Annotated in this window: 10 protein-coding genes, 1 tRNA gene and 6 pseudogenes; 10 read left to right on the top strand and 7 right to left on the bottom strand. The window is 64.2% G+C overall.

Features of this window, described 5'->3' with window-relative positions; translation table 11 throughout:
- A partial coding sequence (locus CDN38_RS29330; protein ID WP_204903239.1) for a hypothetical protein occupies positions 1-224 on the top strand: 224 nt, incomplete at its 5' end.
- A gap of 16 nt (positions 225-240) precedes the next feature.
- Here CDN38_RS29330 and CDN38_RS31710 read toward each other — a convergent pair.
- From CDN38_RS31710 to CDN38_RS32370, 4 genes and pseudogenes are all read right to left on the bottom strand, one after another.
- A complete protein-coding gene (locus tag CDN38_RS31710) occupies positions 241-462 on the bottom strand; it encodes an RtcB family protein (protein ID WP_368773212.1) in 222 nt (73 codons plus the stop codon).
- Between the two features lie 64 nt (positions 463-526).
- A pseudogene (locus tag CDN38_RS31705) lies at positions 527-757 on the bottom strand (RtcB family protein); the annotation flags it as partial.
- A gap of 94 nt (positions 758-851) precedes the next feature.
- Positions 852-998 (bottom strand): annotated as a pseudogene (locus tag CDN38_RS31700) (RtcB family protein); the annotation flags it as partial.
- Positions 999-1,086: 88 nt separating this feature from the next.
- Positions 1,087-1,443: pseudogene (locus tag CDN38_RS32370) on the bottom strand (RtcB family protein); the annotation flags it as partial.
- A gap of 156 nt (positions 1,444-1,599) precedes the next feature.
- On the opposite strand from CDN38_RS32370, the gene CDN38_RS07055 reads away from it, so the two are divergent.
- Together CDN38_RS07055 and CDN38_RS30485 are read left to right on the top strand one after the other, a co-directional pair.
- Positions 1,600-1,673 (top strand) — tRNA-Met (locus CDN38_RS07055).
- Positions 1,674-2,546: 873 nt separating this feature from the next.
- Positions 2,547-2,987, top strand: a pseudogene (locus CDN38_RS30485) (IS1634 family transposase); the annotation flags it as partial.
- A 446-nt stretch (positions 2,988-3,433) separates the two neighbouring features.
- Here CDN38_RS30485 and CDN38_RS29945 read toward each other — a convergent pair.
- On the bottom strand, positions 3,434-3,865 hold the full coding sequence (locus CDN38_RS29945; RefSeq protein ID WP_204903238.1) for a hypothetical protein: 432 nt from the start codon (positions 3,863-3,865) through the stop codon (positions 3,434-3,436).
- Between the two features lie 642 nt (positions 3,866-4,507).
- Here CDN38_RS29945 and CDN38_RS30480 point away from each other — a divergent pair.
- Positions 4,508-4,828: a hypothetical protein gene (locus CDN38_RS30480; RefSeq protein ID WP_082276917.1), complete on the top strand. Its 321-nt coding sequence runs from the start codon at positions 4,508-4,510 to the stop codon at positions 4,826-4,828.
- A 128-nt stretch (positions 4,829-4,956) separates the two neighbouring features.
- Here the strand turns inward: CDN38_RS30480 and CDN38_RS07035 are convergent, their stop codons facing one another.
- Positions 4,957-5,349, bottom strand: coding sequence for a PIN domain-containing protein (locus tag CDN38_RS07035; protein ID WP_075509069.1), 393 nt, complete (start codon positions 5,347-5,349; stop codon positions 4,957-4,959).
- A 1-nt stretch (position 5,350) separates the two neighbouring features.
- Positions 5,351-5,587 carry a hypothetical protein gene (locus CDN38_RS07030; protein ID WP_075509068.1) on the bottom strand — a complete coding sequence of 79 codons (237 nt, stop codon included), beginning with the start codon at positions 5,585-5,587 and terminating at the stop codon, positions 5,351-5,353.
- Between the two features lie 309 nt (positions 5,588-5,896).
- Between CDN38_RS07030 and CDN38_RS07025 the strand changes: the two genes are divergently transcribed.
- From CDN38_RS07025 to CDN38_RS07000, 6 genes and pseudogenes are all read left to right on the top strand, one after another.
- A complete protein-coding gene (locus tag CDN38_RS07025; protein ID WP_075509067.1) occupies positions 5,897-7,339 on the top strand; it encodes a DUF3375 domain-containing protein in 1,443 nt (480 codons plus the stop codon).
- Positions 7,336-7,914 (top strand): DUF4194 domain-containing protein, encoded by a 579-nt coding sequence (locus CDN38_RS07020; RefSeq protein WP_075509066.1) that lies wholly within the window; start codon positions 7,336-7,338, stop codon positions 7,912-7,914. Before CDN38_RS07025 ends, CDN38_RS07020 begins: the two co-directional genes overlap by 4 nt.
- On the top strand, positions 7,907-11,305 hold the full coding sequence (locus tag CDN38_RS07015; protein ID WP_075509065.1) for an ATP-binding protein: 3,399 nt from the start codon (positions 7,907-7,909) through the stop codon (positions 11,303-11,305). Before CDN38_RS07020 ends, CDN38_RS07015 begins: the two co-directional genes overlap by 8 nt.
- Positions 11,302-12,486, top strand: a complete 1,185-nt coding sequence (locus CDN38_RS07010) for a Wadjet anti-phage system protein JetD domain-containing protein (RefSeq protein WP_075509064.1) — start codon at positions 11,302-11,304, stop codon at positions 12,484-12,486. The genes CDN38_RS07015 and CDN38_RS07010 overlap by 4 nt, the downstream gene beginning before the upstream one ends.
- Positions 12,487-12,775: 289 nt before the next feature.
- Positions 12,776-12,979: pseudogene (locus tag CDN38_RS32890) on the top strand (putative alpha/beta hydrolase); the annotation flags it as partial.
- A gap of 5 nt (positions 12,980-12,984) precedes the next feature.
- Positions 12,985-13,455: pseudogene (locus tag CDN38_RS07000) on the top strand (alpha/beta hydrolase); the annotation flags it as partial.
- Positions 13,456-13,561: the final 106 nt, after the last annotated feature.

Raw genomic sequence — 13,561 nt, 5'->3', positions numbered from 1 at the left:
TGTGTATAAGAGACAGACCGGGAACCCCGCCGCCGACGGCCGTGGTGCCACCGCCTCCGGATGGGACCGCCACCTTGTCGCCGGCCAAAGCCGCTGCGCTGCAAGAGATTCAGGCCGCGATCGGTGCGGCGCGCGACGCCCAGAAGAAGGGTGATTTCGCGGCCTACGGGTCAGCGCTGCAGCGGCTCGACGAGGCGATCACCAAGTTCAACAACGCCAAGTAGGGCTGGGCCGCGGCGATCACTGCCCCTTGACGTTCATGATCTGTCGCAGCGAAGTCACGATGTCGACCAGCGGCTCGGCGTCGACCATGACGCGGTCGATGTCCTTGTAGGCCTGCGGGATTTCATCGATCCACTCTTTGCCGTGGCGGTATTCGATGCCGACCATCGCGGCGGCCAGATCCTGTTCGGTGAACAGTTGCTTGGCCTTGGTCCTGCTGAACCGGCGACCGGCCCCCATGCGGGGCCGACCATAGGCCGTCGTGGTTTGCCTTGCCGCGCACGATGTAGGAGCGGGTGCCCATCGAACCGGGAATGATGCCTAGTTTGCCTTCGGTTGCGTCGATTGCGCCCTTGCGGGTGAGCCAGACGCTTTCGCCGCCGATCTTCATCGGGACGGTGTAGTTGTGGTGGCAGTTGATGCGTTCGGACTCTACGCGTTGCGGTTGCACACCCAGCCACGAGGCGAAGACGTGGATGAAGCGATCCATCATCTCCGCCCGGTTCAGATAGGCTAAGCGCTGTGTCCACTCCAAATCCTTGATGTAGCGGACGAACTCGGGCCGTTCCCTCTTTGAAGAACGCCAGATCGCGGTTGGGCAGCCTGATCCCGGGGTCGGCGGAGCACCGTTGCAGGGCGATCTTGATGTGCCGTTGGGCGATCTTGTTGCCTACGCCGCGCGAGCCGCTGTGCAGGAACAGCCAGACGTTGTCGGCGGTGTCGAGACAGAGTTCGACGAATTGGTTGCCACCGCCGAGAGATCCCAACTGCTGCATCCACTTTGGGCTGTGTGATAGATCGACGTCGAGGTCCTTCTGTAGCTGCAGGAGCTCGTTGTGCTTCTTGGCGGTGAACGGGAACCGCTGCAAGCTCTTGTTGTAGTTGCCGGGCCACAGCGGGATCGCGTCTTCTACCAGGCGCCGCAGCGCGGGTAACTGTGCGGTAGTCGCCGAACCGGGCTGACAGATCCTGCTCGGTGAACCGTGTCTTGGCCGCGACCATGCCGCAGCCGATGTCCACCCCGACGGCAGCGGGAATCACGGCGTCCTTGGTGGGTATCACGGTGCCGACGGCCGAGCCTTTGCCGAGGTGGGCGTCGGGCATGAGTGAGACGTGCGGGTGGACGAACGCCGTGGATGCGGTGAGTTTTGCTTGCGCGACGGTGTCGCCGGCGATTTCGGTGGCGAAGTTGAACAGCTTGGGCCCGAGGTGTTCGGGCATGGCGGTCTCCGGGAGCGTGGGGTCTTGGGGGTCGGCTGATGGGACGGTATTCGTAGTGGAGTGGCCGGCGCAACGGATTTTCAAGCCGGTGTTTCAACGCTAGCGAGCACGCGATTTGGAAGGTCCGCACGAGTTGGGTAACCTTGCGTTTACCAACGCGGGGTGGAGCAGCTCGGTAGCTCGCTGGGCTCATAACCCAGAGGTCGCAGGTTCGAATCCTGTCCCCGCTACTAGTGGAAGTGGCCCCCGGAGACTCCTCCGGGGGCCATTTTCATGCCTTGATGGGAACACTCTTGGGAACATTAGCGTCGGTAACGAGTGCGTCGCAGCCTGGATCGCGTGCGCCCGCCCGGCGGTAAGATGGGCGTTTGAGATCACCGGTAGGAAGGTGTGGGTCGTGGCGCGTCGCGTTGTGAAGAAAGACGTCGTGAAGCGCATCGCCGTGCGATCCACCAAGGCCTCGGCGAAGCTGGAGAACCGGACAGTCCCAGCCGGCTACGTGCGGTCGGCGTCGGCGAAGAAGTTTCTCGCTGAGCGACAGCCTCGCTCCTGATGCCGCTGACGCCGGGATACGGAGACACCCCGCTTCCCGACGACGAGCTTGCGGAACCTCACCGCACATCAGGGATCTGTTCGAGCGGCCCATCAGCAAGGCCGCGATCTACGACCTCGAGCAGGCTGTGCAAGAGCAAGTGACAGAAGAACTCCTCATGGCGGTGCTCGACGGCACCTTAGATCTCGACGAGCTGCTGAATGACTTCTTCCTGCGGGATCTCCACGCTCGGCTCTACGGCGATATATGGGCCTGGGCGGGGGTTTTGGCGAAGACACGAACTCAACATCGGTGTGGCACCTGAGCAGGTCGCTGTCGAGTTGAGGAACTCGCTGGACACGATCCGTTATCGCTGGGAGCACACCACGGACTGGACCCCGCGCCAGCTCGGTATCGTCGTGCACGCCGAGGCCTCGATAGTTCACGCAATTCGGTGCTGAGGTGTGTCGTGAACGTGAAAGGTGCACTGCCTCAACGATAATCGACGTTTGCTGGCGTTGGAGAATCGATCGAGGAGTGCACCTATCAGATGCGGGCTACTACGGATTGGTGGATCACCGCGCTACGCGCCCCGCAGATTGCTGCGCTGGCCGCCGACCAAGGCCCACTGCAGATGAGCCTGTTCGATACCCAGGACCTCGTCGAGATCGTTCATCCCGACTATCCCGGTGAACGGCTGATCGCCTGCCGCAACCCACTATTAGCCGCCCAGCGTGCCTGTAAACGCCACAACCTACTGGCCGCCACCGAGAAACTGCTGGGGCCCATCAAAAGCCGGGTGCAGTCTGGCCGCCTGGCTGGCGCGGCTGATATCGGCAAAGCTGTGGGCAAAGTGATCGGAAAATACAAGGTGGCCAAGCACTTTGACACCACCATTAGTGATGACAGCTTCACCTACCACCGCAATCAAGCCGCGATCGACGCAGAAGCCGCTCTGGACGGCATCTATGTGATACGCACCAGCGTGGACGCCGCAGAACTGGCCCCGGCCCGAAGATCAGTTCCACTTGTTCGGGGCGGCCCAGGTCGAGATTGTCGGCTACCAGCGCCTCAAAGAACATCCGCCCGTTACGGGGCCGGTCGAACACCAGGGTCCGCGACACCTCGATCTGACGCATCGACAGTTCCCACCAATACCCCGCAGCGCGATCGGCCGGTCCCAGCGGCAACGGCAGCCGTGACATCCAGCGTTCGAAGAACACCCCGATGGTGCCGGGGCCGATCCGGTCGCAGATCGCCTGCAGCGCAACCGGATCGGCGCAGGTGGCGAAGCCGTTGGCCAGGGGGGGTGAACCCGATCCCGGCCTTGGTGGCCTGGCGTTTGGCCCATTCGTGGCCGTTGAGCCACACCTTGATCGGGTACAGGAAGTAGGTGCAGATCTTGATGAACGCCGGGCCGAAGTCCTCATCCCAGAGGTAGAAATACAAACACGACACTCACCGGTCGGCCCGATCCCACCCGAAGTGCGGCGCCCCACCATTGCGGGCCGGCTTGGTGGTGCAGGTGGCAACTCGCTGGAACTCTTGGGCCACCCCGATCGCTGCCACCCCGGACCTACCGGTCAGCTCCTGGCTGGCGAGGTGTTTGCTCATCATGGTGATCTTGCGGTCACCCTTGGCGAAGCGCACCACCGGAATGTGATTGTCCGCGGCGAATCGGCGCACCGCCTCCCGGAATCGTTCCCCGTTGCGGTTGACTACCGCCGGTGAGGGGATCGGGAATCCCCGCGCCGCCAAGAACTGCACCACCTGCCCGCCGACCTGCAGGTTGGGCACGTACCCGTTGAGGTAAATCCGGTCCAGGCATTCGATGTCCAGGCTCACATGCCCAGCCAGAAGATCGCTCGTCGTCACCAGCCTCGTCGCCATCGCACACCTCCCACGGCCACCCGGCCGTCATGCACCAGACTGCTCTGCAACCCGAGGTGCTGTCACCACATCGGGGGAACCACCACCGCCGCCGCTTTCGCACTGAAGCGACAGAGCACCTGGGCCGGCGTCGGACCGCCCACGCAACTCACGCGTGACCGCAAGCAAACCGACCAACCCGGCCACCGCTCGACGGTCCGAGGCCGGCCTCATTAGCCATTGATGAGTCGTGCCCGCCTGAGCGAATCGAATTTCGCCGATGAGGTGGTTCGTGCTCGGGTGAGCGTGTCGCGCGGCGAAGGGCCGCCGGGCAGCGAAGCGCAGATCGACTACGGTCGCTTTTGCCGAGCACGACGGCATTCCCTTGCTCCGGCGGTGCTTCGGTCATCGTTTGCCAAGGCGCGATTTACTCGGACGCTCAGTGCTAGCTAGGTAGCTGTCGTCACGGAATTCACGATAGCCGCCGCCCGGACCGGTTGAGGCTTCAGCTGGCATTGTGCAGTCCCGACGGGCCGGTAAGTGGCTTCATCGAGCAGGATGGTCTTGACCCTCATGCCCAGCCTGGGTTCGATGATGTATACGCCAGCCAGACACACAAGCTGGAGGGCTGGCCAAGGTCGAGCACACTAGGGAGGGCCTGCAATGAGGACGGTCGTTCGTCATCTGGTTCCCGGCATCATGGTGGCGTTGGCGTCGATGGCCGCTGTGACGTTCGCTAGGCCGGCAGTGAGCTGGGCTGAATGTGCGGATGGCGAGTGGTGGGACCCGACGGGCAAAGTGTGCCGGCCGCTGGGCGTTGGGCCACAACCCTTGGCATGTGAGCCGGGCCAGTGGTGGGACCCGACCGCTAATGTATGCCGGCCGCTGGGTGTCGGGCCGCAACCGCTGGCATGCGACAACGGCTGGTGGTGGGATCCGGCCGCCAACGTATGCCGTCCGCCACTGCTACCGCCGCCAGGCTAGTCGGTATAGCGGGTCCTCGGCTCGAGGCGCGAGCTGTTGGCCCGAACTCGAGATCGCAGTTGCCCACCACACAGTGTCGGTCGCTCTGGAACGTGGTCGGTGGTGCGCCCGCTAGCCGCGCCGCAGAATCAGTGTCCGACGGGCCAGTGCTCGATCGTGATGTCGTCCATGGGAAAGTCGGCGGGGTTGCCTGTCGCCAAGCGTGCATTAATGCCGGCGGTCGCCGCGGCGATCAGGCAGTCGGCCTGGTGAAGGGTGATCCCGCGTTCGGCGAACTGGCGGCGCCAGCTTCCAGCGCGAATTCCTTCGGTCGGGCCCAACGGTGCACACCGTAGGCCGCGCACCAGTCGTTGTGCTATGGCATCTTCGCCCGGAAGCAGTCCGCGCCAGATCTCCTCGATCGAAATCACACAGGTCCACGGCTCGTCACCTTGTCGGCGCAGAGCGCGCAGTCGTTCGCCCGCCGGGCGGCCGCGCAGAGCGTCGATGAGAACGGTCGAGTCGAACAGGATCCTCGCCACGTCAGCCAACGCGACGCCGGTCGGAGCGTTGTCTGCGGACCCATTCGCCGGGATCGTCATCCCATTCGTGGCCCTCGTCGGGGATGGCCCCAAGCGCTGCCTCGATATCGTCCCATCGCCGCTCGTCGTCGAGGCCGCGGCGAATCAACTCTGCGATGAATGCGCTGCGCCTCCGGCTTCCGGCCCGCCGGTCGAGTTCGGCAACGAGCTCGTCATCGACGGTAATGTGCAGTCGCATGTGCTGACTATAGCCCACTAACGTGGTATCACTTTGCCGCGCTCGTGTGTCAGTGGGCAGCACCGTCCGTAGTGCTCGCCCGAGAAGCGGATCGGCCGCGATTTCGACGCCACATCATCGGGGTTGAGGGCCACGGCGGCCGGGCCGACCCGGCCGTGTCGCAGCGGCGAATGCCCAACCCGTGATTCGCGGGCCAGCCGGACTTTTCATGGCCAAGGACAGCCGGGCCTACCCAGGGGCGATCGTCGCATCACGGCCCTTCCGGAGTGTGCGCCCGAACTTGTCGGTGGCCTTGCCTACGCTTCACTCGTGGAATATGCGACGATCGACGCCTTGCGGGAGCGGCACCCCGCTTGGCGGCTGCTTCGTGCCGGCAACGCCACGCTGATCCTGTCGTTCCTCGGGGTGTTTTTCGTCGAGGGCAACCGCGGCGCGTGCCCAGCGAGCCAGGTCGCCGCCGCGTTGGACGACCACCTGTACGCACTCAACGCCGAGATCCCCACCGAGAACGGGCAGGAACGGTTTCCCAAGGACGCTCGGTCCTATCTGGAGGATTGGGCGGCCACCGACGCCGCGTATCTGCGACGGTTTTACCCGGCCGGCGACGACGAAGTCCACTATGAGGTGACGCCGGCGTTCGAGAAGGCCTACGCATGGGTCATCGGCCTCAAGGGCAGGTCTTTCGTCGGGACCGAGTCCAGGCTGCACACCGTCGTCGAGCTGCTGCGTCAGATCGTGCACGGAACCGAAGTCGAACCCGAGGTGCGGCTGGCCGAATTGCGGCGCCGCCGCGACGAACTCGACGCCGAGATCGCGGCCGTCGAGGCCGGCGTCGTCCACGTGCTGGATGCGACCGGAGTCCGCGACCGCTACCAACAACTCGCCACCACCGCGCGGGAACTGCTCTCGGACTTTCGCGAGGTCGAAGAGAACTTCCGGCTCCTCGACCGGGCCGCGCGAGAGAAGATCGCGGCCTGGGAGGGGTCCAAGGGCGAACTGCTTGCCGAGCTGGTCGGAAGCCGCTCGCAGATCGCAGGCTCAGACCAGGGCCGCAGCTTCCAGGCGTTCTATGACTTCCTGCTCTCCGAGTCGCGCCAGGCCGAACTCGCCGAACTGTTGGCCAAGGTGTCCACCCTGAAGCTCATCGAAGCCGACCATCGGATTCGCGGAATTCACCACGACTGGTCTGAAGCTGCCGATCGAGCGCAACGCACCGTCCGGCAGATATCCGAACAACTGCGCCGCTTCCTCGATGACCAGGTTTGGCTGGAGAACCGGCGAGTGCTCGACTTGGTCAGAGCGGTGGAGAGCACCGCGCTCGAAATCCGCGGCGACCCACCGTCTTTCGGGCTCGAACTCGACCAGCCGGGCATCGAGATCGCGCTTCCGTTCGAGCGCCCGCTCTACCAGCCGCCCGCAGCCGTCGCGGTCGAGAGCCACATCCCCCCGGAGACCGAGGAGGTCGACACCGACCTGCTCTTCACCCAGACCTTCATCGACCAAGCACGCTTGATCGAGACCATCCGCGATGTGCTGCCGGAGAACTCTTCGGCTCTGTTGACCGACATCGTCGCGGCCCACCCTATCGAGCAGGGTGCGGCAGAGATCGTCGGCTACCTGGCACTCAACGACGAGGAGGTGACGGTCGACATGGACGACGCCGGCGAGACGCTCCTGGAATACTGCGACCCTGCCGACCCGGACGTCACCAAGCGGGCGAGGCTGCCGAAGGTGACGGTGCGGCGACGATGAGCAACGAGCATGCGATCGCCAGCGCCATCATCCGGCTGATGCAAGGCGTCGTCTACCGCGATTCGGACGAGGACACCTGGCTGACCTTGGAGCGCTTGAGCGCCGGCGTGCGAGACCACTTCGGCACCATCGGCGTCGACGTGGTGATCGACGACGCCGAAGGCTACGCCTATCTTCGCTCCCGGTCAGAGCAAGACGGTGATGAGGCGCTCCCGCGCCTGGTGCGCAGGCGGGCACTGACGTACAACGTCAGCCTGCTCCTGGTGCTGCTGCGCAAGAGGCTGGTCGAGTTCGAGACGACTGGGGGTGAGGGCCGATTGGTTCTCGCCACCGAGCAGATCGTGGAAATGCTGCGTCTGTTCCAGGCCGAGTCCACCAACGACGCACGAGTCGTGGACCAGGCCGAGACGACGATCAAGAAGGCCGCCGAACTGGGCTTCCTGCGCCAACTACGCGGTCAACGCGACCATTGGGAGGTCCGGCGCATCCTCAAGGCCTACGTCGACGCCCAGACCCTGTCGGACTTTGCGGCCAAGCTGCGGGAATACGCCGGGGCGGTGACCAGTGATGAGTGAAACACTTTCTGCGACAGGCGATCTTGGGGACACCCGGCGGGCCGGCTACCGGCTACAGCACGCGGAGTTGTTGAACTGGGGTACCTTCGACAGCCACGTCTGGCGGTTCACTCCTGGCACCGATACCGCACTGCTCACTGGTGACATCGGCTCGGGCAAGTCGACGATCGTCGACGCACTCACCACATTGTTGGTGCCGTCCCACAAGGCCGCCTACAACAAGGCCGCCGGCGCGGAGGCCAGGGAACGCACCCTGCGTTCTTACGTTGAAGGCCACTACAAGTCAGAGCGCAATGAGGCCACCGGAAAATCCCGGGCCAAGGGCCTGCGCGAGAACCGGCGAACGTACTCGGTGATCCTCGGAGTCTTCACCAACCACGGCTACGACGAGACGGTCACCCTGGCCCAGGTCTTCCAGCAGCGCGAGAGCACCGGACAGCCCTACCGGTTCTTGGTCACAGCGACAAAAGAATTGTCGATCGCGACGGACTTCGCCGACTTCGGCTCCGATCTACGGGATCTGCGCAAGCGGCTGCGAGCCGCCGGAGCCGACATCTTCGACGAATTCCCCAAGTACGCAGCCTCGTTGCGTCGGCTACTGGGTATCCGATCGGAGCAGGCCCTCGAGCTGTTCCACCAAACCGTCTCGCTGAAGTCTGTGGGCAACCTCAACGATTTTGTGCGCGACCACATGCTGGAACCCAGCGACGCCAGTCCGCGCGTCTGTGACATTATTGGCCACTTCGAAGACCTGACCAGGGCACACGATGCCGTCAAGCGGGCGCGGGAGCAACTCGAAGCGCTCGAGCCCGTCGTATCAACGGCGGCCAAGTACGACGATGCTCTCGCCGAGCGCGACGCCCGGGAGCGCGAGCGATCCGCCGTGCGGCTCTTCATCGCAGAGCTTCGGTCGAATCTGCTGGCCGGCGAGATCGCGCAACTGGAAACCGACGGCGCCGCCCTGTGGCAGGAGCAGGACATCGCCAAAGCCAGGCAGCAGACGCTCACGCGCGAACGCGAATCCCTCATCGAGGAGCGCGCGAAAGCGGGCGGCGATCGCATCGGCGAGCTGGAACGCCTCGCCCGCGAGGCGCGGGACCAGGCCGAAACACGCCGTCGTACCAGGACTTTGTTCGACGCCGCCGTCTCCAGCGCCGGCCTGAAGGCGGTCACCGGCAGCCAGGAGTTCACCGCCCTATCCGCTCTGGTTTCCGCCGAGCGTCCGCGGCTAGCAGCCGAGAAACGAGACCTCGACGCAGCCAGCGCCGAAGCGATCGGGCGCGAGAAAGTGCTGCAACGCAAGTGCGGTCACATCACTGATGAGCTCACCAGCCTGCAGCAGCGCACCAGCAACCTGCCCGTCGAGCAGGTCGAGGTGCGCGCCGAGCTGTGCGCGGCCCTCGGGCTGACGCCGGCGGATCTTCCTTACGCGGGTGAGCTTCTCGACGTCTTCGACGAGCACGCGCATTGGCGGGGGGCCGCCGAACGCGTGTTGCGCGGGTTTGCCCTCTCGCTGCTGGTGCCGCAGCTGCACTACGACGCTGTCGCCGGCTGGGTGAATGGTCGACGGCTCACGTTCCACGGCCGTGGGGGCAAGGTGGCCGGCGCCAAGCTAGTCTATGAAAGGGTTCCCCGGCAACGGGTACGCCTCCAGCCGCCGGACCATGACGGGCTGCTACTTGCCGACTGCATCGACGTCAAGGACGGCCCGTTCCGCGAGTACCTGATCAACGAGCTCACGAAGCGAGCCGACTTCCGTTGCGCGGCAAGCCTTGAGGAGTTCCGCGGCCAGCGGCGGGCGGTTACCCGCGAGGGCCAGGTGCGCTCTGGTGAGCGCCACGAGAAGGACGACCGGTATCGCGTCGACGACCCTCGTCGTTGGGTTCTCGGCTGGGCCAACGAACGAAAGATCGCCGCGCTGCGCACCGAGCTCGCCGAACTGGAGACCGAGCGCGAGGCCGCAGCATCCGAGCAGGCCAGGCTCAGCGGGTTGCGCGATGCGCTGCAGGAAAGGCTGGACGCACTCCTTCGGATCGAAGGATTCCGCTCCTGGTCCGATCTCGACGTTGACGAGGCCCAGTCGCGCGCGAACGACTATGACGCCGAACGGGTTCGGTTGCAGGCCGGCTCATCGCGTTTGGCAGAGATCGCCCGAGCGCTCGAGGACAACGCCAAACAAGCTGATGCCGTGGCCAATTCGATCGAGCAACTCACGGGCAAGCTGGCCACCACTGCCGCGAAAGCAAATCAAGCAAAACGGGACAAGAATCGCGACGACGAACTCGTCGCGAACCAGCCGGAGGCACAGCTGGCGGCAGCCCGCCAATCGTACTCGGCCCTCACCGAGCGATTGGGGAAGAACTGCCCGACGCGGTCAGCGGACTGCGCCGACACCGAGAACGCTCTCGCAGTTGATCTCCATCAACGTATCGACCGACTTAACAAGGAACTTGGCGGCTATGCCCAGAGCCTGATCCAGTCGATGCTCAAGGTGTTGATCCGGTGGCCCGAACTTCGCGCGGACATGGACGCCAATGTTGAAGCCCGCCAAGAGTTCCTGGCGTTCCGAGACCGCATCGCGACCGACGATCTCCCGCGCTTCGAGAGCGAATTCAAAGAGCAGCTCAACAAGAACGCCATCCAGGAGCTGGCCGGGTTCAACAACTGGCTGCACCGGCAGGCCTCGGGCATCGACGAGCGCGTCGACCGCATCAACGAGGCGCTCGGCGCGGTGCCCTACAACCCGGGTCGTTTCATCCGGTTGGAGAAGGAGCCCACCACCAACCAGGACATTGCGCAGTTCCGTGCGGACCTGCGCAATCTGACCAACGACAGCCTCGCCGTCGACGGCGACCAATACTCCGAGCAGCGCTTCCTCGACGTCAAGCGGATCATCGAGCGTTTTCGGGGTCGTGCCAGCTATGCCGAATCGGACAAGAACTGGACCCGACGGGTCACCGACGTGCGCAACTGGTTCGTCTTTTCGGCCTCCGAGCGCGACGTCGAGACCGACGTCGAGTGGGAGCACTACAGCGACTCCGACGGCAAGTCCGGCGGCCAGAAGGAAAAGCTCGCCTACACAATCTTGGCGGCGTCGCTGGCCTATCAGTTCGGGCTCGAATGGGGCGCCGCGCAGTCACGCGACTTCCGGTTCGCGGTCATCGACGAAGCGTTCGGGCGTGGTTCGGACGTGTCGACGCGCTACGCGCTGGACCTGTTTGCGACGCTCGGGCTGCAACTTCTCATCGTCACGCCGTTGCAGAAGGTTCACGTCATCGAGCCGTACGTGAAGGCAATCGGATTCGTCGACAATCAGACCGGAACGTTCTCGCGCCTCCAGACGATGACGATCGAGGAGTACCGGACACGACGTGACGGGCGGCGGCCATGAGTGCCCGGTGGACCACACCGGATGACATCGCCGCCAGGGTCAGACGCCGGTGGGACGACGGATCGCTGTTACGTGCCTACGCCAACGGCGATCCCTTTGATCCGATCGAAGTGCCACTACGTGGCCCCACACCGTCCCAGGTCGGCGATGACATCGCCGCCGCCCGCGAGTGGGTAGCCGCACTGGACACTGGCCGTCGTGACGATCGCCGATACACCCTGCAGTGGCAATCGATCGGCGGCAGGCGGATCGGCCGTAACCAGCTGCCCGTCCGCGCGGTGGTGTCCTCATCCGAGCAGGCCTGGGCGCTCTTGGGCGTAGCGACTGCCGTTCGTCGTTACGACGAGCTCCTGGCTCTCGCACAAGGACATCCGCGGGTTCGAGAGTGGATCGTGAACCATCCGCATCACGCGCTCGGCCTGGGGTTTGAGATGCCGCAGCTGATCGCGGCCTATGTGTGGCTCGACGGTCACCGTCAATCGAATCGGTATCTGCGCGAGATCAGTGCACCTGGCGTTGACACCAAGTTCGCCGAGCAGCACCGACCGGTTTTGGCGGCGATGCTGGGCGTTTCATCGACAGCCGCGGGATTCCTTGCGGGACTTGGGCTCCGGTCGAAGCCCCCGATGGTTCGACTGCGGCACGCGCCCTCGTTGGGCCTGCCGGCTCCGCTCACCGAGCTGGCGGTGCGCTCTGAGGAGTTGGCACAGCTCAGGATTGAGCCACGGGCGGCTCTGGTCATCGAGAACGAGATCAGCTATCTGAGTGTCGACGTCCCCGAGGACTGTGTTGTGCTGTGGGGGAAGGGCTTTGACGTCGACAGTGTCGGTAGGCTGGGATGGCTGGCGGAAGCCGAGGTCTTGTACTGGGGAGACATCGATACCCATGGGTTCGCCATTCTCGACCGGCTGCGGGCGTGGCTTCCGCAAGCGCGTTCGGTGCTGATGAACCGTGCGACGCTGCTCGCCCATCGCGACCGTTGGGTGACCGAGGACCGTCCGGGCACGTCGATTCTGACGCGACTGACGCCTGACGAGCAGGACCTCTATTCGGATCTGGTCGGGGATGGGTTGGGTGAACGCGTGCGTCTGGAACAGGAGCGAATCGACTGGCAGTGGGCTATGCAACGGCTATCAGGTGTCCACCGCGTCGGTGCGGGCGACTGTCGCACCCGGCGGTAGTTGGTACGGACGCTCGCAGATTGTCGAGGAGGCATTGGCCGTGGACCGCCGTCATGCCGCTACGAGGGATGAAGTGAGGCGCGCTGCCGCCGAATCCCCACAGTCGTAGGCAAACTCGAGAATCGGGTAATTCGTGCCGTGACAGCGCCAGTGCGGGCACGCTCAGATGTGCTCTGGTACCGCAGTCGAGATAGTGCCTTGCAGCCGGCTCGGGAAAGGTGCCACGATGCAACGCAATACCGATTCGTAGAACGGGCCGTGTGATGCAGCTGCGCTACATAAATTAAGTATCCCAGCATTGATCGCCGAAGCCGGCGGCGATCCCTGGGCGATCAACCACAGTCTGCAAGTTGGTCGCCCGGCGCAGATTTCTGATCTGGCGGAGGCGTTTCATGCCGCCGGTCGCTGCACCGCTGAGGCCGACGCAGCATTCGAGGAAGCGCGTCGTCGGTTTGAGGCGGCATGGAATCGCGAGGATGGCGTTCATCCGATTAAAGCTACGACGCTCCCAATGACTTCAACGACGTTCAGCGGATTTCCACCTCGGAGCTGGCGCGAACCGGCGGTCAGGCCTTGGCGCAGGATGTCAATGGTTTGTGGGCCACCCACCTCGGCGCAGGTCAGCACGTCACCGTGCTAGGCCACTCATATGGTTCGACGACGGTGGCCGACGCGTTTGCGTTGGATCAGATGCACGCGAACGATGCGGTGCTGATCGGCTGCCCGGGTACCGATCTTGCCGCCAACGCCGCGAGTTTTCATCTTGACGGTGGGCATGTGTATGTGGGTGACGCCTCGACGGATCCCCGTTGGCATGCTGGGGGAGCTGAATGGTCTTAGCCACTATGTGAACCGAGACAACATTGGCGGTCAGGTGCTTGGTTAACACCTGGCCTGGGCGCTGACCCGGCCGCCGACGGATTCGGATCGGTGCGTTTTCGCGCCGAAGTGCCCGGCTCTGACCACATTAAAGATGTTTCGGTAATAGAGTGAGTCGTTGCGTCGGATTTGCCTTGCGGTGTAGGACAATTAGCGTGTGGCTGGATCTGGTGGCAAGAAGCGATCGAGGGCCGGC

Origin of the sequence: Mycobacterium ostraviense, from assembly GCF_002705925.1 — a bacterium.
In the GTDB taxonomy this organism is placed as follows: Bacteria; Actinomycetota; Actinomycetes; order Mycobacteriales; family Mycobacteriaceae; genus Mycobacterium; species Mycobacterium ostraviense.
The sequence above is the reverse complement of the archived record's forward strand: the minus strand, read 5'-3'. Positions and strand labels throughout refer to the sequence as shown.

Bases quoted from the DNA above. Each gene is read 5' to 3' on its own strand.
- CDN38_RS07020 (WP_075509066.1), top strand. From the start codon at position 7,336: ATGAGCAACGAGCATGCGATCGCCAGCGCCATCATCCGGCTGATGCAA.
- CDN38_RS07015 (WP_075509065.1), top strand. From the start codon at position 7,907: ATGAGTGAAACACTTTCTGCGACAGGCGATCTTGGGGACACCCGGCGG.
- CDN38_RS30480 (WP_082276917.1), top strand. From the start codon at position 4,508: ATGAGGACGGTCGTTCGTCATCTGGTTCCCGGCATCATGGTGGCGTTG.
- CDN38_RS07010 (WP_075509064.1), top strand. From the start codon at position 11,302: ATGAGTGCCCGGTGGACCACACCGGATGACATCGCCGCCAGGGTCAGA.
- CDN38_RS07030 (WP_075509068.1), bottom strand. From the start codon at position 5,587: ATGCGACTGCACATTACCGTCGATGACGAGCTCGTTGCCGAACTCGAC.
- CDN38_RS31710 (WP_368773212.1), bottom strand. From the start codon at position 462: ATGGGGGCCGGTCGCCGGTTCAGCAGGACCAAGGCCAAGCAACTGTTC.
- CDN38_RS29945 (WP_204903238.1), bottom strand. From the start codon at position 3,865: ATGGCGACGAGGCTGGTGACGACGAGCGATCTTCTGGCTGGGCATGTG.